The organism is Pseudomonas sp. Lb2C2 (assembly GCF_052112205.1).
In the GTDB taxonomy this organism is placed as follows: Bacteria; Pseudomonadota; Gammaproteobacteria; order Pseudomonadales; family Pseudomonadaceae; genus Aquipseudomonas; species Aquipseudomonas kilonensis.
Map to the genome: position 1 here is coordinate 337,549 of NZ_JAUTYW010000003.1, position 20,283 is coordinate 357,831.

Sequence of the window (20,283 nt, forward strand, 5' to 3'; positions counted from 1 at the left end):
GTCATGAAATTGCTTTTCAGGAAAGCCGGTGCCTGGGTGCGCCAGACGTGGATTTGGACGCTGCTGGCGGTGCTTTGTATCGCGTTGCTGGTGTGGTTCGCCGGGCCACTTCTGGCCGTCAATGACTACAAATTCTGGGCAAGCCCGACAGCGCGGTTGCTGACCGTCAGCGTGTTAATGCTGTGCTGGGGCTTGGCCATGGTTTTCGTCAATGGGCGCGGTGGTTCAAGCGCGAATTTCCAGCAAAACGCCCCCGAGCAGGCTCGGGCCCTGCATCAGGCCAGGATTGATGATGAGCGGCGCGAAGTGCGCTCGCGCTTCAAGCAGGCATTATCCACGCTAAGGTCCTCGAGCCTTTATCCCGGCCGCAGCGAACGCTGGCGCAACGATCTGCCGTGGTATCTGCTGATCGGCCCGCCTGCCAGCGGCAAGACCCGTCTGCTGGACTGCTCGGGCCTGGAGTTCCCTCTCGACAAGCTTGAGCGCAAGCCAATCGGCGACACGTCGGGTACCCGTTATTGCGATTGGTATTTTGCCGAGCACGCCGTGCTGGTCGACACTGCCGGGCGCTACCTGACCCAGACGGACAGTGATGTCGACAGCAGTGCCTGGACCGTATTGCTCGAACTGCTGCGCAAGCGTCGCCGCAGTCGTCCGTTGAGCGGTGTACTGGTGACGGTACCGACCGAGGTCCTGTTGCTGGGCAGCGAGGACGAAGTGACTACGCTGGCCCGCCAGATTCGTGGCCGCCTGCAGGAACTGCAACAGCGACTGCACGTCGATGTCCCGGTTTATCTGGTCCTGAGCAAAGCGGACGGCGTGCCAGGCTTCAATGAGTTCTTTGATTCGTTGACTCGCGAAGAAAACGACCAGGTATTGGGTGCAAGTTTCAGTCGGGACCAGCGTGGCAGTGACGTGGCCGTGCTACGTGCCGAGTTCGAGGCGCTGCTGCATCGACTCAACAGCCAGGTAATTATGCGCATGCATCAGGAGCGCGACCCGCTGCGCCGTAGCTGCATGCTTGATTTCCCCCTCCAACTTGGACAGCTCGGCGCCGGCCTGTGTCTGCTGGTCGAGCAGGCGTTTACCGGTAACGTTGGTACGTTGCGTGGTTTCTATTTGACTAGCGCATCGCCGCCGGGCCGAACCAACACCGCGCCTGACCGGCGCTCGCGGTTCATCAATCACTTGGTCAGCCGGGTGATTTTCCCGGAAGCCGATCTGACTGATCTCGTTCAGCGCGAGCGCCGTCGTCTCCATTGGGGACAGCGGGCCTTGTACCTCGGGGCGTTGACGGTCGTTGGCTTGTGCGGGTTGTTGTGGGCGAATGGTTTTTCGGCCAACCACGAGCGCCTGGACAACTTGCGGACACTGGCGCAGCGCTGGGACCAGCAGCAATCATCCCAGGCTAACGCCGATGATTGGGTTGCAATACTCGACTCACTGGATATCCGTTTCGAGGCCACCCGGGTTTTCCCGCCCGACAGGGCGGTGCCTTTACATGAGCGCGTCGGTCTGTACCAGGGCGATGCGAGCAACCCTGCGGTGACCGACGCCTACGAGCGTGAATTACAGGCGCGACTGTTGCCGAAGGTTGCGCAGAGGCTGGAAGCGCATGTCCGTAACAACTGGAATGACCGCGAGCAACTGCTCAACAGCCTGCGTGCGTACTTGATGCTGGGCCTGCAAGAGCGCCGCGATGTTGCCTGGCTCAAGGTTTGGCTGGCCAACGATGGGTCGCTTCGTCACCCCGGCAACACGGCACTACAGGAGGGCCTGAATGCCCACCTCGAGCGCCTGTTGGAGCTACCGTTTATCCATGCGCTCAACGAACCGCTGGTGGCCCAGGCCCGGGAAGCCTTGCGCCGTGAGTCCCTGGCAGTCGTCGTGTACAGAATGCTGCACGAACAGGCCAGCCATCTGCCGCAATACCGATTCAGCCAACACCTGGGCTCGCAAGGTGCGTTGTTGGTCGGTACCGATCGTATGATTCCCGGTTTCTATACCCGCCAGGGTTACGAACGCTACTTTTCGGTTCAAGGCACGGCCCTGGTCACCGAGTTGCTGCGGGACAACTGGGTATTGGGTGAAGGCGAGGGCCTCAGCGGCATGGACATGCGTCGCCTGATGGTCGAACTGGAACAGCTGTATTTTCGTGACTATGCCGACCACTGGAGCGAAGCGGTCGGCCAGGTCGCCCTACAAACCATCAGCAATGCAGGTGAGGGCGCCGAGCAACTCGCGGGGCTGACCTCGGCTCACTCGCCGATTCTGCGGATGCTGGTGCAAGTGCGCGAACACACTCGAATCCAGGCTGTTGCCGAGCAAATCGACGACCTGACGCAAGCGGCAGGGAACGGTGGACATGCCGTTACAACACTCGCCGCCGTGGCTGGGAAAGCCTCTGCGTCCTTGGCCGAAAACCTGCCGGACACCGCGCAAAAATCCTTGCGACGACGTTTCGAGCCGCTGCATCGCCTGCTGGACCCGGACAATGCTCCGACGGCAGATCTGGTCCAGGCCTTGCGGGCCATTGATGAGGTGCAATTGCAACTGGCAAACCTGGCTCGCGCCAGTGCCCCGGAACAAGCGGCGTTCGAGCTGGCCAGGCACCGCATGGGCGGCCAGCGCGATGCGTTGAGTCACCTGCGCGGTGCGTCTGCCCGCCTGCCGCGGCCGGTCAGTGCTTGGTTCAACGTGATGGCTGAGGACAGCTGGCGCTTGGTGCTCAATGATTCTTATCGTTACCTGAACCAGCGTTATCAGAGCGAGCTGTACAGCTTTTACGGCAAGGCGATCAACAAGCGATACCCGTTCAGTGCCCACAGTGCCAGCGAGGTCGCGCTCAATGACTTCCGGGAGTTCTTCAAGGACCAGGGCATCGTCGATCGTTTTTTCGACAATTACATGCAGCCCTTCATCAGCGGCTCCGCGGGACACTACCGTCTGCGCAGCATCGACGGTCAGAGCTTGCCGATGTCCCGGGTCTATCTCGATCAAATGGCAACCGCGCACACCATTCGCCGGAGCTTTTTCGCCGAAAACCCGACCGAACCGCAAGTACAGTTCAAGCTTGAGCCGTACACCCTGGACCCTGCGGTAAGCCGTGCTGAATTCCGTTTCGGTGACCAGATGCTTGAATACCGCCACGGTCCGATCCTGCCGGTGGCGTTTACCTGGCCAAGCGACGCGCAGAATGGTCGAACCGCCCTGGTGCTGGACAAAATAGTTGGGCGAGGCGTGGGCATCGAGAAAAATACCGGGGCGTGGTCGCTGTTTCGGTTGTTCGACCTGATGCAGAGCGAATACCTGACCGGGCGCGATGTCCGCGTATTGAAGGCAGACCTGGGTGGCCTGCGCGCCAACTATCTGCTGACGAGCCAACGTACGCCGAACCCTTTCGACATGAGTGTGCTGCGCACATTTCGCCTGCCGGTGCAGCTTTGATGGAGGCCGGCCCCTGGTACAGCGCCGCGCGCACGGACCCTGGCAAGACCCGGCCACGTAATGAGGATGCTTTTCTCGATTGCCCACAACAGGGGATGTGGGCGGTGGCCGACGGCATGGGTGGCCACTCGGGGGGTGACATTGCCAGCCAGCTGATCGTTGCCAACTTGACGGAGCTGCCGCTGTACCGGGACTTGGCTGAGCGTTCGAAAGCGGTGCGCCAATGCCTGCGCTGGACCAACCGACGACTGAGCCAGGAGCTTACCGTCACCGACGATCATCCCGGCATTATCGGCAGCACCGTGGTGGCGCTGTTGTTGGAAGGAAACCGTGGAGTCTGCATCTGGGCGGGCGACAGCCGTTGTTATCTGTGGCGGGGTCGGCGACTGTACCAACTGACCAAGGACCACTCACTGCAACAGCAACTGATCGACACGCAACGCATCAGTCGCGATGAGGCCTGTGCCCATCCTGCGGCCAAGGCACTGACCCGCGCGGTCGGTGCCGCCCCAGAGTTGACGCTGGAGGTGTTGGAGCTGGATGTTCACCCGGGCGATACGTTCTTGCTGTGCAGTGACGGCCTGTACCAAGGCCTTGGCGCGCAAGCCCTTGGCAGTGCCTTGGACCTGGCTTCGCCGCGCGTGGCGTTGGAACATCTTTTCGACGACGTTCTACGTGGCCCGGCACGGGATAACCTGACGGCCGTGGTGGTCCGCCCGTGAGTGAAGAGGGTAGCCACTCCACGTATTCCACCTTCGCCAACGCTGTGCCTGTTGTGACATCCACCCAGCTTTGCGTCAGCGAAACACCGGACATACTCGCAGGACGCTATCGCCTTGAACGCTTGCTTGGGGCGGGCGGCATGGGGGTTGTTTACCGCGCGCGGGATCTGCTGCACGAACAATTCGCTGATCCCGATCCGTACGTTGCCGTGAAGATGCTCAGCGAGGCATTCGACGCGTCACCCGATGCGAGTACGCTGCTCTACAGCGAGTTCGCCCTGACGCGGCGATTGCACCACCCGAATATTTTGCGCCCCTACACCTTCGAAGTGGACACAGCCCAACGACGGGCCTTCATCACCATGGAGCTGATGCGTGGCCTGACCTTGGACAAACTGCTTTGCGAACGGCCCCTCGGGCTGCCGTGGCCCGAACTCAAGGCTATCGCCGTGCCGCTGTTCGATGCCCTGGCATACGCCCACGGCCGTGGCGTACTGCATGGCGATGTGAAGCCAAGCAACATCATGTTGAGCGAAGAAGGCCTGCGCCTGTTCGATTTCGGTTTGGGCCTGGCCGAAGAAGGGCCTTCTCAGCACCTGCCAAACCTGAACCGTGAACGCCTTAACGCCTGGACCCCTGGTTACGCAGCGCCTGAACTGCTTGAAGGTGCGCCCCTTTCAGCGGGTGCCGATGTCTACGCTGTGGCTTGCGTGGTGTATGAACTGGCGAACGGCCAACATCCGTTCCAGCGGTTACCGTCCACCCAGGCTCGCGATGCCCGATTGGAGCGCGCGCTCAAGGCGCCGTGCAACCTGCCCAGGCGTTGCTGGGCGGTGCTACGGATGGCGCTGGCGTTTGATCCGGGGCAGCGGCGTATTAGTGCAGCTCGATTGCGTGACGCCTTGAGCGGTGTGTGGTCTTGGTGGTGACATTCTTGAATGGTGAAACGAGCCATAACCTAGTCCCTATTTTGATCGCTACGACTGCTGTTCGTGGCGAGGGAGCTTGCTCCCGCTCGGCGGCGCAGCCGTCGTAAACCGGCTGATGCGGTTTTTCCGGAGAAATGCGCCGGCCTGTTTTGGGGCGGCTTCGCCACCCAGCGGGAGCAAGCTCCCTCGCCACGGGTTGGTGGTGTGGCGGCTATCGTGGGTCGACGTTATCGAGCACACGGCTGGCCAGCATTGAACTCAGTTCGATCAATTGCTGGATGCCGAGGGCGATGTGGCGGCGGGGGCCTTCCAGGTCGAAGGCCAGGTTGCTGATCATCGCGTCGGCTGATGCCAGGTTTTCGCTGAGGTTGGCGAGCAGGCATTCGTTGTCGACGTTTTTTGCCACGGTGAATAGCTGGTCCGGTTTGGATGCATCTTCGGGTTTTTCCGGTTTGGGTAACAGGTAGTGATCCAAGACGCGTTTGGTGGTTTCGTCGTGCTTTTTGTTTTTGCGACCGGAATGGGTAGACGTTGAGTCAGTTTCTGGAGGGTTCGGAGTTATCTTGAACATTCTTACGTCCTTTGTTAGTAGGCCGCGACCATCTCGCTACTAAACGAAGGGGTGGCAGCTGTGCGCAAGTTAGTAGACCGGTAAAGGACAACGGAAACCCGGCGCGCCCGAAGGCGCCATGCGCACAGCCGCCATCAAGTGCAGGCTATGCCTGACTGATGAGACTCATGCACCGTTGTCATTACCGGGCTACTAAACCCGACCACTGATGGGCAGTGGCAGGGAAACGATAGAAGCCATGGGAACGGCGCACAAGCGGGCGGATTCTGGCGTAGTTGTAGGCAATGGCGCAAGGATTCGTAGCCTGGCGGAAGCGTGGCGGAGGGAGAATAAACAAGGCTCCGTAGTGCCCAGAATTCGGGGCGAAGGCGCTTGCTCCCGCTCAATGGCGCAGCGGTTTTTCTGTAGGAATGCGCCGGCATTTTTTGGGGCTGCTGCGCCGCCCAGCGGGGCGGTGCGACGTTTCGCTAAATCCCCTCGCCACAAAATGGATGCTAACCGCCAGCCCCCTGTGGGAGCGAGCTTGCTCGCGATGGCGGTAGCACGTTACATACCCATCTGAAGGGTAAGTATCCGAACCCCACCTGTTTCAACTCAGACCTTGATCTGTTTAAACCACTGATTCACGTGTTCGCAATCAAAGATCGTCGGGTCGAAGGTCTCCCCGTACCATTCCACCATAGCGTCATGCTCGGGATGTTCAGGGTTAGCCATGGCCTCTAAAAACACTTCGTAACCCGGCCCTCCACCCACGTCTTCCGGTGGGCAAGCATTGGCGCCCTCGATGCAGTACGGCACTTGAGGGCAGGCAGTAGCGGGTAATGTTTTTTCGACCTTGATGCGGTGATGCCAGCTATCACCGAAGTCATAGAGATAATTGAATGTCCGCTTTCCGTTCAGTGCCTTGATCAAGGTTTTACGAGCTTCCGGATTCACCGCTGGCCCCCAGCCATCAGGATCGGGCACGCCATAATTCTCACCGGCAATTTCAAACTCATGCAGATGGTAATCGCTCCAACCCATCACGATCTGGATCACCTGATGCAACCTGCCCAAGGTAATGTTTTCAGGCACTGCGAACCGACGCCAAATCGTTGGAGTCATCCACTTCAGCTCGATATGCAGTAGCAACAAGTCACGCTCGGGCTTTGGCAAGCGAACAGTTTTAGCCATGGGTCAGGCAGCCTCGCAGTGTTTGTGAGTGTAAGAGACACGCTCCAGGGGCGCAGTTCGTTAGCCCGATTGACCGGATGCTTGGCGATGCATTCCAGTACGTAGGTCACGGTGATGAAAAATCTGAGTCATCAATGCTGCTCCGGAGGTCATGCCAGAGTTTCAAGGTAATTGAATAACCTGAGTCAGGCCATCTGAGTTTCGATTTCTGCCAGCAAGCCGCAACCCGTGGCGAGGGAGCTTGCTCCCGCTCGGTTGCGCAGCGGTTTTTCTGTAGGAATGCGCCGGCCGTTTTGGGGCGGCTTCGCCGCCCAGCGGGAGCAAGCTCCCTCGCCACGGTATTTGCGCTTAACCTGCGCTCGTCGGCCAACGGCACGTCGCTCCTTGGATAGCTGTCAAAGCTTGTCCAGGCTAGAAACCGTGGTGGTGTAGAAGGCCACGCCCGACTTGTCGATGACTTTTATCCTGCCGCCTTCTTCCTTGAGGTCTTTGAGGTACGGACCGAACGCTATTTCGTCGGGTGCGGTTCGCAGAATTTCTTTGTCGAGTACCTGTGTGTCTTTCCTCAAGACCTTAAGGTTCATGAGGAAGCAGTCGATGGTTAACTGGCACTCCAGGGCGCAGACATAGTCCGACCCTTTTATTTTTTTCTGCTTGAAGGTCCACTCGTTTTTATAGTGGTTGCGGTGGAACTCATCCATTGCCTTTTTCAGCAAATCAAGGGGCAAGGCAATGGGTGGGCGGCATTTTTCCAGGCCTTCCAGCAACAGTTGCATAAAGAACTCATTGAGCTCGTTGACCGATGTGCATTTTTTATACTGTTCGGTATCCAGGCTGACATTGACGATGAGCGCGCCGCTGGAGTTTACATAGGGTTCATCGACGGCTTGGCGGGTGCCGACAAAGCAGATTTTCTTGAAGTTCGGCGTTTCGAATTTTTCTGCACTCAGGTGGCGCTCAAGAAAATTGCAGATCGATCGGCTTTGGTCGCGAAACGGATGAATAATTTCGTCGCTGAATTCGCCCAGGTCGGGGTATAGGTAGATTTCTTTTAAGATCATGGTCTTGAATGCCTCGCTGGGTCTGGTTCCCGCCTGCGTCGATTCGCGTTTCTTCGCTCAAAATCTCGACTTTCCAACGAGCAACTGGGCCGGCCGGCTCTTTTTTGATGACTCTGGATTCGTAACGTCCTCTTGAAATCCAATACTCATACGTAGACCTGAGCGAGCCTCGTGAGGCAATCGCTTCACAGGCTCGTGGGTAGGTTATTTCCAGGCAGCATGGTAAGCCTGTCCAGCGATGACGCCACCGGCTCTATTGGCCTGTGAGTTCAGCAAGGAACTCCTCAAATGATTCGCATACGAACGCCAGATCCTCTTCATCCATCAAGTACAGGTAAATATTCCCGAAGTCAGCTTCCTTAACGGATAAGAGGAAGGAATTGCCACCGTGATCGTACGCAAAGGGGATCATTTGTTTTAGCAACGGAACGTCGTCCGTCAAGTCGCGATAGACCGTTTCGATAGGGGCTTGTCCGTATTTGATCGGAGTGAACCCACCCAGCAAGAAATCATTCTCGCTACTGCTCTCAGACAAATCGCCGCCGTTGTACTTTAGATAAAATTGCCTAAAGGCTGTCGGTAATTCCACATTGAATTTTTCTTGGAACTCATTCAACTCTTGCACAGAGAGGGCGCGTTCGGATTCTTCGAGGGTCAGCCGCATTTGGATGCTCCTTTTGTTCTGCTCTTGAAACGAGCTGGGTGAGTATAGGCCTTGCCTGTAGCTGCTTTGTATTGAGCTACGCCGCCGTTATGGCTTATGCCGTTGTGGGCGTTTTGCTTGATGAGCTGCATCGTGCCTGTGTTGGTCTTGGGATCGTAATCATCCAGGTGGTGCCATACATGACCGGACGGCGTAGTTTTTTGACTCAACTTGGCCGCCTTGTTTGCGGCTTCGAAGTCTTTCCCGTAGTCCCCGGTGTATTCAATTCTAACGATTGGGTTCACGCCGGGTTTTTTGTTGTAAAGCGCGTTACTTTCAGAATAGTCGAGACCTCCACCGGGTGTCTTCGTGACGCCTGTGTACCCACGGTCTTTCAGTTTTATCAGCGGATCGACTGCTAGGCCTAGAGGGTCTGCATAGCCGATAGGGTTGGGCGCATAGGCATAAAAATTAAGGCCCCCGGCCAAGCCTATTGGGTCGGGCGTAGTGAAGCGACCCACGTCGGGATCATAAAACCTGAGAACGTTGTAGTGCAGCCCAATTTCTCGATCGAGGTACTGTCCCTGGAACCTCAGGTTTTGCTCTTCGATGAAGTAGGGTTCACGAATCTCCTGAAGGGGGTTACCCCACACCTCAAAGCGAGCTTGCCAGACGCTACGCCCGTCGGCTTCTGTGAGTTGTTCTGGCAGGCCGTTCAGGTCGTTGTGGTAATAACGGACTTTCTGATGCGCGCCGTATCCATCGATCCGTGCAAGGGGGTCGTAGGTGTTATCCGTATAAAGATAAAGGCTGGTCTGGTTGTACCGACTTTCCTGCAATAAGCGCATACCGTCCCAGGTAAAACGGGTTTCGCCCAGCGGGTAACCATTGCTGTCGTGTTCGGTTTTTTCGATGCGCCGGCCCAGCGGGTCGTAGGCCATTTTCACCACACTGCCGTTGTCGTTGCGCACTTCAATCAAGCGGCTGTTGGCATCGTAGGCAAAGTGCTGCACGCCGCGTTTGGCGCTGCGTTTTTCGATCATCCGGCCGAAGGCGTCGTAGCGGTAGCGCTTGTCCTGGTAGGTCAGCAGTTTGTTGTGCACCACCAATCCAGCGCCGGGGGCCGGGCCGTCCAGCAGGTTGGCGGCGGCGTCGTAGGTGAAGGTTTCGCGCTGGCCGTGCAGGCTGTCCTGGCTGGCGATGATGCGGCCGGTGGCGTCGTAGTGCAGCAGTTGGCGTTGTTGCGCGGCGGGTTGCTGGTCGAGTTTGCCGATGAGGTTGTCGGCGGGGTCGTACTCGAAGTGTTTTTGCACCGCCGCCGGCAGCAGCGAGGGTTGGCTGCTGTGGCGGCGTTGTCGCGTGCGCAGGCGGCCGCTGCGGTCGTATTCGCTACGGGTGTTGATCTGCCCTTGGGTGCGCAGCACTTCGCGGTGCAGGCGGTCGCGTTCGAAGTCGCTGATGACCTGGCCGTCGAGGTTGATCTGGTGCAGGTGGCCGCTGCCGTAGTACAGGCGGTTGACCCAGCGGCCATCGGGCAGTTGGGTCTGGATCAGGTTGCCGAGTTCGTCGTAGTGGTGTTGCAGGCTTCCGGCGGCGCTGTTTTCGGCGAGTAACTGGCCGAGGGCATCGTAGGCGAAGCTCAGGGTCTGGGCGTTGCCTTGCAGGTCGGTGAAGGTGACGGCGGTGAGTTGGTCCAGCGGGTCGTAGCTGTATTCGGTGCGGCCATCGTCGGTGACTTTGGCGATCAGCCGGCCCACGGCGTCGCGTTCCAGGCGATGGACGATGGGCGCCGGCGGTGTTTCGGGAATGAGCGCCAGGCCCGTGCCGTACGGCGCAGGCATCGCCGTCACCGCCGCGACGTTGTCGAGGCGGTCGTAGTCGTAGCGCTTGGCGCTGCCATCCAGGTCTTGTTGTTCGGTCAACCGATCCCCGATATCCCAGGCAAACCGGTAGCTCTCACCATTCTCGTTGGTCAGCGCTTGCAGCCGGCCGAAGCTGTCGTAGGCGAACTGCACCTGCCGGCCCTGGGCGTCTGTGCGTTGGCGGACCTGGCCGCGGCGGTTGTGTTGGTAAAGCGTGGTGTGCCCGGCCGGGTCGGTGTAGCCGATGAGGTGGCCGGCGGTGTCGCGCTGGTAGTGTTCGGTTCGGCCGTCCGGCAACTGGCTGCTGAGCAGACGTCCCTGGGCGTCGTAGCTGAATTGGGTGCGCTCGCCGAGGGCGTCGGTGATGGTTTGCAGGTAACCGCGCGCGTCGTAGCTGAAGCGCGTCGGGTAACCCGAGCAATCGACGTGTTCCACCAATTGGCCGAACGGGTTCCAGCGCAGCTTCTTGCTTTTGCCGGTGGCATCGATGATCTCCACGACCTGGCCGTGGGTGTCGTAGCGGTAACGGGTGATGTGGCCCAGTGGGTCGGTTTCCACCGTGCAGTTGCCGCGTTGATCGTAGCGGTATTTCCAGCTGTGGCCGGCGGCGTTGGTGTCCACCAGCGGCAGGGCCCAGTGTTCGAGCCAGAGGGTGGATTCGCTGCGGCCCAACGGGTCGGTTTCGCTGAGCAGGTTGCCGGCGTCGTCGTAGCTGAATGTGTACTGGCCGCCCTGTGGATCGGTGGCGCTGAGCAACTGGCGCTCATCGTTCCATTCGAACAGCCAGGTCTGGCCGAGGTTGTCAGTGAACTGGGTGATCTGGTGCTGGCTGTTCCAGTGCCGGGTGCTGACGCGTTGCAGGCTGTCGCTGATGCGGGTGATGCCCGCCTTGAGGTCATAGTCGAACTGGTAGGCGTCGCCTTCGTCGGTCCAGTGCCGGACCACGCGCCATTCCTGGTCGTCGATCAGGGCCCATTCGTAGAAGCAATGCAGGCCGCTGGGCAACTGGTGCTCGACCATCCGCTGCCCGGCGTCGTAGCTGAAGCGTCGCTGCACCTGGCCGGTGGCGTCGCGCACTTCGGCGAGGGTGTTGGCCGTGTCGTAGGCGTAGCTGACCAGCACCTCCCGCGTTTGGTCGGGGTAGAGGCGTTCGATGTGGGTGACGCGTTCGCCTGCGCGGATCAGCTCGACTTGCACCAGGTCGAAGGTGTCGCGCAGTCGCACCAGGCGTCCGGCGTCGTCATAGTCGAGGTGGATGCGGTTGTCGTTGCGATCACCCAGTTGGCTCAGGCGCAGGTGTGATGGGTTGGTTGGCGAAGGTTCGAACAAACGGTACAGGCCGTCTTCGCTTTCGATCAGCAATTGCCCGTTCACATGACGGCGCACCGCCAGGCCTTCACCGGCGCTGAACACCGCGCCGCCCAAGGGGATGGAACCCATGTCGATGGGCCGGCCTTGTTCGTCGGTGTAGACCAGGGTTTCGCCGCCCTCGGGATGGGGCAGGATTTCTACCTGGACTTCGTAGGCGACGCTCCAGCCGGCGCCGAACAGGCTGTCACGGCGTTCGTCGCGGCTGTTGTACACGCGCTGCCAGTCAATCGGCAGGATGCCGGGCAAGACGAAATCCAGGTCCTCGTCACCGCCTAGCACCTTGGCCCCGGTAGCGGCGTGCACCGGGTTCGACGAACCCAGGGCGGCGTTGGCGGCTGCGTTCGCCGCGCTGCTGGCGGCCATGGACACCGCGCCGCCCACCAGCATGCACGGCAGTTTGCTGAAGAACTTGCCCTTGCCGCCCTTGAGCATCAGCAGCGCGGTGACCGCCAGGCCTACGCCCGGGGTCTTGCCGCTGCGGATCTCGCGCACCACCACCGAGCCGCCGCCAATGGTCACGTCAGGGGAAATCAGCCCGGCCGACACTACGGTCGCATCGCAGGTGCTGCGGTCGCCGCTGCGCACGGCGGGCTGGCCGTTGATGGTGACCTTGTCCGAACCTTCGGCCATGAACTGCGGTGGCATGGGTGGGTGCTTGGTGCAGATCACCAGGTCTTCCGGCCGGGTCTCCGTGCCGGGGGCTGGCGAGGCGACAGTGGGGCGCCACATTTGCGAGAAGAAATTCCCGGCCATGTCCAGGTAACTGGGTTCTTCTTCCGGCTCGGGCATTTCCAGTTCGGTGCCGGCCGGCGCGACATGGGAAACAACAGCGCCGGCGGCGCGGGCCGAGGGTATGTTGTTGGTGAAGGTGTCCTTGGAGCCGGTGAGGATGTTGGCCTGCACCGTGGGCGGAAAGAGGGCGTTGCCGATGCCCTCGCATAAATTGCTCAGGCCTTTGTCGGCCCCGGTCTTGCTCATGGCCAGGCCGACGATGGTGCCCACCACCAGGCCCAGGACGAAGCAACCCAGGCCGCCGGTGACGACGGTGATGCCCGTGGCCGCGACCACGGCGGCGGTCGCCAGGGCGGTGATCGCGATGTTGGCCGCCACCTCCAATACGCCGCCAAGGATGTCGGCCATCATCGAGGTGTGGTTGAGTGCATCGCCCAGGCGGGCGGCCCAGAGCGCGTCAGACATGCACGTTGCTCAGGCGGGTAGGGCGGCCGATGACCGTGAGTTCAAGCAATTTGATGCCTTCCATTGCATCTGTGTCCTTGTGGGTTACGGCATGCTCATCAGGGCCATTCTCAGGCGCTTGATCAGTTTCGGGGTCTTGAGGCAATCGACCGGGCGTTTGTTGCCCAGGGCGGGCACGGTCTGTTCCAGCCACCAGAACCCTTCCTTGAGCCCTCTTTTTCCGTAGAGCACGACGGCCATGTCGAGGTTGTCATCCATGGCCTTGGCCAGCGCGCGCGCGTTGTCGTCGAGGTAGTCCTCTTCGTACAACCGCACGAAATGCTGCCAATCGGCATCGCCGACGTATTCGTCTTCCAGTCCCATTCTAAAAACCTGCAAAGGAAATCAAGTTGCTGCCGGTCGGGTTTCGCGCCGACGGCGCCAGGATCCCATCATAACCATTAGCCTTGGCCCAGGCGCCGATTTGATGGGTCTGGGTGTATTTGTCGCCGGTAATGCTCTTGAGGGAGACCCCCAATTGTTTGCGCACATCGGCCCGGGTCAGGTCCAGGACGTTGTTGAGCTGCACTTTCTTGCTGACCAGCACCCGTGTGGACAGGTCCACGCCCCAGTGATTGACTTCGCCCATGGCGGTCTTGCGTGAGTTGGCGCCATAGACACCGCCCAGGCCGGGGGCGGTGTAACGGTGCCTGGAGGCGACGTTCCACTTGTGCGCCGTCCAAGTCGTGCTGATCCGCCCCGGCTCTTCAAAGCGATACACCGTTCGGTTGACCTTGCGACCCTTGGGCGGCGTCGAGCATTTCATCAGCCCGAAGGGGTCGATCCAACTCACCGGGTTCGGCGCGTACTGGTAGAGGTTCAGCCCTCCAGCTAAGCCGATGGGGTCCGGTGTGGTGAAGCGGCCGATGTCCGGGTCGTAGAAACGCAGGGTGTTGTAGTGCAGCCCGGTTTCGCGGTCCAGGTATTGACCTTGGAAGCGCAGGTTCTGCTCTTCGATGTAATACGGTTCGCGCAACTCTTCGGCGGTGTTGCCCCACACTTGGTAACGGGCTCGCCAGAGTGTGTGGCCGTCGGCTTCCGCGAGCTGTTCGGGCAGGCCGTTGAGGTCGTTGTGGTAATAACGGACCTTCTGTTGCTCGCCCAGGCCGTCGACCCTCGCCAGGGGTTCGTGGCTGTCGTCGGCGTAGATGTAGAGGCTGGTCTGGCTGTCGCGGTGTTCCTGCAAAAGTTGCAGCGCATCCCAGGTGAAACGGGTGCGGTTGAGCAGCGTGGCGTGGCGGTCGTACTCGGCTTTTTCGATGCGTCGACCCAACGGGTCATAGGTCATTTTTACGACCGAGCCGTTATCGTTGCGCACTTCCACCAGGCGTTGTTCAGCATCGTAGCGAAAACGCTGGACGCCACGTCGGGCGCTGCGTTTTTCCACCATGCGACCGAAACCGTCATAGCGGTAGCGCTTGTCCTGGTAGGTCAACAAGCGGTTATGCGCGACCTGGCCTGTGCCCAGACCGTCCAGCAGGTTGGCGGCCGGGTCATAGGCGAAGCTTTCACGCTGGCCTTGAAGGTTGTCCTGGCTGGCGAGAATGCGGCCGGTGGCGTCATAGTGCAGCAATTGGCGATGGGACGCTTCGGGCTGGCTGTCGAAGCGCTCCACCCGCTGATCGCTGGCGTCATAACCAAACAGCGATTGCGCCACGGGCGGCAGCAGCGTGGACTGACCCTGTTGCCGCCGCTGACGGGCCCGCAGGCGGCCACTGCGGTCGTATTCGCTGCGGGTGCTCTGGCGCCCCTGGGTGCGCAGCACTTCGCGGTGCAGGCGGTCGCGTTCGAAATCGCTGATGACCTGGCCGTCGAGGTTGATCTGGTGCAGGTGACCGCTGCCATAGTGCAGGCGGTTCAGCCAACGACCGTCGGGAAGCAGCGTCTGGGTCAGGTTGCCCAGTTCGTCATAGCGATGTTCGAGGTTCCCCGCCCAGCCTTGCTCGGTAATCAATTGCCCCAGGGCGTCGTAACGCAAGCCCAGGCTTTGTACTTCACCGGTCTGGCTGGTGAAGGTGATCGCGTTGACCTGGTCGAGCGCGTCATAGCGGTACTCGGTGCGTCCGTCTGCGGTGACTTTCGCCACCAGTCGCCCCATCGCATCGCGCTCCAGCTCATGAATGATGGGGGCTTGGGGCGAGAGGTCCAGGTCGGTGCTGCCGGGCACCGCGAGCGCTTCCATGCGGGTGACGTTGTCCAGCGGGTCGTAGGCGTAGCGCTTGAGGCTGCCGTCCAGGCTGTGTTGGGCGGTCAAGCGGTCGGCGGCGTCCCAGGCAAACCGGTAGCGCTCACCGTTTTCGTTGGTCAGGGCCAGGAGGCGCCCGTAGTTGTCGTAGCTCAGCTCCACCCGGCGACCATGGGCGTCGGTGCGCACCCGCAGTTGACCGCTTAGGGTGTGTTGGAAATTTGTCGTGTGTCCAGCCGGGTCGCTATAGCCGATCAACTGTCCGCTTGCGTCACGCTGATAGTGCTCGGTGCGCCCGTCCGGCAGTTGCTTGCTCAGCAGCCGACCCTGGTCGTCGTAGCTGAAAAGCGTCCGCTCTCCCAGTGCGTCGGTGCTGCTGAGCAACAGCCCGCGCTCGCAATAGCTCAACCGTGTGGTGTAACCGGAACAATCGGTGTGTTCGCTGAGTTGCCCAAGCGCCGTCCAGCGCATGGTCTTGCTTTTGCCGGTGGCGTCGATGACCTCCACCACTTGGCCGTGGGCGTCGTGGCGATAGCGGGTGACGTGGCCCAGCGGGTCGGTTTCGCGAATGCGGTTGCCCCGCGCGTCATAGTGGTACTGCCAGGTATTTCCCGCGGCATCGGTTTCAGCCAGGGGCAGGGCCCAGTGTTCGAGCCACAGGGTTGACTCGCTGCGCCCCAGCGGGTCGCGGGTTTCGCAGAGGTTGCCCGCTTCGTCATAGCTGAACTGATGTTGTCCGCCGTTGGGATCGGTCGCCCCCAGCAACTGGCTTTCGTCGTTCCACTGGAAGGTCCAGGTGCGATCCAACGCGTCGGTGGTTTCGGTGATCCGATAGCGGGTATCCCAGCGACGGGTGCTGATGCGCTGCAAACCGTCGGTGATGCGCGTGGTCCCGGCGGCCAGGTCATAATCGAAGGTGTAGGCGTCGCCCGCGTCGGTCCAGTGGCGAACCACGCGCCATTCCAGGTTTTCAACCAACGCCCATTCATAGAAACAGCGAAGCCCGGTAGGCAGTTGGTGTTCCACCATTCGCCGCCCGGCGTCGTAGGTGTAGCGACGTTTCACCTGGTCGTTGGACTGACGGACCTGTGCCAGATCGCCCTGGCCGTCGTAGCCATAGTGCATCAGCACTTCCCGACGTTGATCGGCATAGAGGCGGTCGATCCGGCTGACTCGTTGTGGCCAGCGTTCGTCATACGCCAGTGCGATGCGGGTCAGGTCGAAGGTGTCACGCAGTTGCGCCAGGCGTCCGTTATCGTCGTATTCCAGGTGGATACGGTTGTGGTTGCGGTCACCCAGTTGGTCCAGGCGCAGCAGCGCTGCATTGGCTGGCGTGGGTTCGAACAAGCGGTACAGCCCGTCCGCGCTCTCTATCAGCAGCTCGCCGTTGGCATGCCGTCGCACGCTGAGGCCTTCACCGGCACTGAACACGGCACCGCCCAACGGGATGGAGCCCATGTCGATGCGTCGGCCCTGTTCGTCGCTATAGACCAGGGTTTCGCCGCCGTCTGGATGGGGCAGGATTTCGACGCGTACCTCGTAGGGCACGCTCCAACCGGCACCGAACAGCCCGTCGCGGCGTTCGTCGCGGCTGTTGTAGAAGCGTTGCCAGTCGATCGGCAAGATGCCGGGCAGGACGAAGTCCATCTCCTCGACATCGCCCAGCACTTTGGCCCCGGTGGCGGCGTGCACGGGGTTCGAGGAGCCCATCGCGGCGTTGGCTGCGGCGCCCATCGCGCTACTGACCGCCATCGACGCCGCACCGCCGACCAACATGCACGGCAGGTTACTGAGGAATTTACCCTTGCCGCCCTTGAGCATCAGCAGCGCCGTGACCGCCAGCCCGACGCCCGGGGTCTTGCCGCTGCGGATCTCGCGCACCACTACCGAACCGCCACCAATGGTCACGTCAGGGGAAATCAGCCCGGCTGATACCACGGTCGCATCGCAGGTGCTGCGGTCGCCGCTGCGCACGGCGGGCTGACCGTTGATGGTGACTTTGTCCGAGCCTTCGGCCAGGAACTGCGGCGGCATCGGCGGGTGTTTCATGCAGGTGATCATGTCCAGCGGCTTGGGCACGGCACCGGGCGCGGGCACGGCGACCGTGGGACGCCACATCTGCGAGAAGAAATTCTCGGCCATGTCCAGGTAGCTGGGTTCGGCTTCGGGTGCTTCAAGTTCGGTGCCGGCCGGCGCGACATGGGACTCGATCGCCCCGGCGGCGCGGGCGGCAGGGATGTTGTTGGTCAAGGTGTCGGTGGAGCCGGTGAGGATGTTGGCCTGCACCGTGGGCGGGAAGAGGGCGTTGCCGATGCCCTCGCATATGTCGCTTAGCCCCTTGTCGGCCCCGGTCTTGCTCATGGCGAGGCCGACCACGGCGCCCACCACCGCGCCGAGCAGGAAGCAACCCAAGCCGCCGGTGGCAACGGTAATGCCCGTGGCCGCGACCACGGCAGCCGTCGCTACCGCGGTGATCGCAATGTTCGCGGCCACTTCCAGGACGCCGCCGAGGATATCGGCCATCATCGAGGTGTGGTTCAGCGCGTCGCCTAGCCGAGCGGCCCAGAGTGCGTCAGACATGCAAGGTGCTCATCAAGCCAGAACGTCGAACAGCAGCGAACCCTTGATCGTTGCCCAATGCGCCGCTTCGGCATCGCCCAGTTTCTCGGCTTTCACGTAGCTCAGAGCAAGCATTTTGCGGGTGCCGGGCAGCACCAGGGCCAGTTGGAACTGGAAGACCTTTTCATTGCCCTTGTTGAACTGGCTGCGCAGTTCGATGGCTTCGACTTCCTGGTTGGCGCCTACGCGCACGGTGGCGCCCGGTTGGCAGCGCAGGTCCTGGACCTGTTTTTCCAGGCGCTTGAGCTGGTCGTCGAGGTTGCTTTGCAGGGTCTCGCCCTCGGCCAGCAAACTGCGGCTGACGATCAAGGACGTGCCCAGTTCGGGGAACTTGAGGATGTTGATTGTCGCGTCCAGCAATTCGCTGGGCGGCAGCTGGAACTGGAATTCATTGAGGCGGTAAGTCATGGCGCAAAAATCTCGAGGTTAGCCCTTGGGTGCAGGGAACGCGGCTTGGATGTTGGCATCGATGCTGCCCTTGACGCCCTGGCCGTCCGGCGTGGCACCCGGGCCGCCGCCGTTGTTCAGGTGCAGCACGCCGCCGGTGTTGAACTCGGCATCGCCGCTGGCGTAGAAGCTGATCTGTACGCCGGTCAGGTTGATCTGGCCGCTGGCGTTGAGCTCCAGGATGCTTTCGCCGCACACCAGGCGCAGGTTTTCGCCCACTTCAATCACGTAGCTCTGGCTGATGCTGTCGGTCTTGCGCTGGCCGACGGAGAGGATGTCCTCCTGCTTGACGATGCGCAGGCGGTTGTTGCCGATGGTCACCGTCTCGTTGTGGCCGATGCTCTTGTTGCGGTCATGGCCCACCGAGTGGCTTTCATCCACCTCGACCACGATGTCCTGGTTACGTTCGGCATGGATGTACAGCTGCTCGGCGCCTTTCTTGTCTTCCATGCGGATTTCGTTGAAATTCGCCGGCGTGCCGCCCTTGCTCGAACGGCTTTTCATCCCGCTCTGGGTGGCATTGGCGGGCAAGTCATAGGGCACGGTCTGTTCGGCGTTGTAGACGCGGCCGGTGATGATCGGCCGATCCGGGTCGCCTTCGAGGAAACTGACGATCACTTCCTGGCCAATGCGCGGGATCTGCATCGAGCCCCAGTTTTTCCCGGCCCATGCCTGCGACACGCGAATCCAGCACGAGCTGTTTTCGTTGGACTGGTCGTGCCGATCCCAATAGAAGTGCACCTTCACCCGGCCGAACTGATCAGTCCAGATTTCCTCGCCCTTGGGACCCACCACTAAGGCAGTCTGCGGGCCCTTGACGATAGGGTGATGGGTGATGGGCAGTGGTCGATAGCTTTGCTGGGCGTCGATACAGGTCAGGCTGCTTTCGAACTGCGCCGAAGGCGCCCCACCGCCGGTTTCGCCGCTTTCCTGGGAAATGTAGTAGCGGGCGCCGACGATCAGGTATTCGCGGTTCTGGTCCTGGCGGGTGAAGCCGGTGAGGCTGAACAGATGCCCCGAGCCCAGGCCCCGAGCGTTACCGGCCAGCTCGACCTGTTCGTGCTGGGTCTGCAAGGCTTCGATGCGGGTGCGGGCGTAGTGTTCGCCGTCCTGGCTCTGCACGTAGGTGCCAGGGTAGTCGTACAGGGGATAGTCGCCGGCCGTGTGCGGGCGTGGCATGGCCGAGCGCACGTCGATGCGTGCGCTGGGGCGCTGGAAATCGTAGTCGTTGAGCTCAAGCGAACCCGGCTGGACTTCCTGGGCCAGGTGCCAGTCGTGGATGTGGTCGCGCTCGCGCTGCTGCTCATTCTTCGGGTAGTACGGCACCGAACCGTAGCCGGGGGCCGTGGTGTGGGCGCCATAGGCATCGGCCAGCACCAGCACATGCCGGCCCTGCTCATGGCGGAAGAAGTAGTAGATGCCTTCTTGTTCCATCAAGCGGCTGACGAAATCGAAGCTGGTCTCGCGATACTGCACGCAGTATTCCCACTCGCGATAAGGCCGGCTCAGGGCGTCTTCGAAATCGGAAAAGCCCAAGTCGCGGAACACCTGCTTGATGATCTGCGGGATGGTGAGGTTCTGGAAAATCCGGCAATCGGAGGTACGGGTCAGCAGCCAAAACCACGGGCGCAGGGTGGCCTGGTAACTGGCGAACTGGCCCTGGTCGACGTTCTGGCTGAAACGGGCCACGATGCCATGGAAATAACGCTCGCCACCGCCATCGAGTTGCAGGCTCACGCACATGGGCTTGCCGAGCACCTGATTGAGGTCGATGGCGTTATCCAGCGAGTGCAGCTGCAACTCATAGTTGAACAGCCGCCCCAGTTCTTCGCCGCCGCCCATGTCCTTGAGCAGCAGTACCTCAGGTCCCAGGGGGCTGGTGATCTTGGCCAGGCGGGTGGCTTGGTTGAATAACATCGAGGGTCTCGTGCAGGTTGTAGTAACTGGCGGAACCGAATACCACTGTGGGAGCGAGCTTGCTCGCGAAGGCGGTGTGTCAGGCAACATCAATGGCACT

12 protein-coding genes are annotated in these 20,283 nt (G+C 60.9%); 3 read left to right on the top strand and 9 right to left on the bottom strand.

Going from position 1 to position 20,283, the window contains the following annotated elements:
* Positions 1-3 precede the first annotated feature (3 nt).
* Genes tssM through Q7F16_RS09810 form a run of 3 tightly spaced genes read left to right on the top strand, consistent with a single transcriptional unit; the run spans position 4 to position 5,098 of the window.
* Positions 4-3,447, top strand: a complete 3,444-nt coding sequence (gene tssM / locus Q7F16_RS09800; protein WP_409555713.1) for a type VI secretion system membrane subunit TssM — start codon at positions 4-6, stop codon at positions 3,445-3,447.
* Positions 3,444-4,169: a PP2C family protein-serine/threonine phosphatase gene (locus Q7F16_RS09805; protein WP_046065857.1), complete on the top strand. Its 726-nt coding sequence runs from the start codon at positions 3,444-3,446 to the stop codon at positions 4,167-4,169. The genes tssM and Q7F16_RS09805 overlap by 4 nt, the downstream gene beginning before the upstream one ends.
* A complete protein-coding gene (locus Q7F16_RS09810) occupies positions 4,166-5,098 on the top strand; it encodes a serine/threonine-protein kinase (protein ID WP_409555714.1) in 933 nt (310 codons plus the stop codon). The genes Q7F16_RS09805 and Q7F16_RS09810 overlap by 4 nt, the downstream gene beginning before the upstream one ends.
* 211 nt (positions 5,099-5,309) lie before the next feature.
* Here Q7F16_RS09810 and Q7F16_RS09815 read toward each other — a convergent pair whose 3' ends face one another.
* The 9 genes from Q7F16_RS09815 to Q7F16_RS09855 all read right to left on the bottom strand — a co-directional run bounded on the left by Q7F16_RS09815 (position 5,310) and on the right by Q7F16_RS09855 (position 20,183).
* On the bottom strand, positions 5,310-5,669 hold the full coding sequence (locus tag Q7F16_RS09815; RefSeq protein WP_409555715.1) for a DUF6124 family protein: 360 nt from the start codon (positions 5,667-5,669) through the stop codon (positions 5,310-5,312).
* A 594-nt stretch (positions 5,670-6,263) separates the two neighbouring features.
* Complete coding sequence (locus Q7F16_RS09820; protein WP_409555716.1) at positions 6,264-6,842, bottom strand: plasmid pRiA4b ORF-3 family protein; 579 nt, start codon at positions 6,840-6,842, stop codon at positions 6,264-6,266.
* 395 nt (positions 6,843-7,237) lie between these two features.
* Positions 7,238-7,903 carry a hypothetical protein gene (locus Q7F16_RS09825; RefSeq protein ID WP_409555717.1) on the bottom strand — a complete coding sequence of 222 codons (666 nt, stop codon included), beginning with the start codon at positions 7,901-7,903 and terminating at the stop codon, positions 7,238-7,240.
* A 253-nt stretch (positions 7,904-8,156) separates the two neighbouring features.
* The gene (locus Q7F16_RS09830; protein ID WP_409555718.1) at positions 8,157-8,567 is read right to left on the bottom strand and encodes an SMI1/KNR4 family protein; all 411 of its coding nucleotides are present in this window, start codon (positions 8,565-8,567) and stop codon (positions 8,157-8,159) included.
* Positions 8,558-12,976: an RHS repeat-associated core domain-containing protein gene (locus Q7F16_RS09835; protein ID WP_409555719.1), complete on the bottom strand. Its 4,419-nt coding sequence runs from the start codon at positions 12,974-12,976 to the stop codon at positions 8,558-8,560. Before Q7F16_RS09835 ends, Q7F16_RS09830 begins: the two co-directional genes overlap by 10 nt.
* A gap of 84 nt (positions 12,977-13,060) precedes the next feature.
* Positions 13,061-13,339 (bottom strand): hypothetical protein, encoded by a 279-nt coding sequence (locus Q7F16_RS09840; RefSeq protein WP_046064499.1) that lies wholly within the window; start codon positions 13,337-13,339, stop codon positions 13,061-13,063.
* Between the two features lies 1 nt (position 13,340).
* Positions 13,341-17,780 (bottom strand): RHS repeat-associated core domain-containing protein, encoded by a 4,440-nt coding sequence (locus Q7F16_RS09845; RefSeq protein WP_204127151.1) that lies wholly within the window; start codon positions 17,778-17,780, stop codon positions 13,341-13,343.
* A gap of 12 nt (positions 17,781-17,792) precedes the next feature.
* Positions 17,793-18,227, bottom strand: coding sequence for a DcrB-related protein (locus Q7F16_RS09850; protein ID WP_046064497.1), 435 nt, complete (start codon positions 18,225-18,227; stop codon positions 17,793-17,795).
* Positions 18,228-18,245: 18 nt separating this feature from the next.
* Positions 18,246-20,183 carry a type VI secretion system Vgr family protein gene (locus Q7F16_RS09855; protein WP_095973999.1) on the bottom strand — a complete coding sequence of 646 codons (1,938 nt, stop codon included), beginning with the start codon at positions 20,181-20,183 and terminating at the stop codon, positions 18,246-18,248.
* Between the last annotated feature and the right edge of the window lie 100 nt (positions 20,184-20,283).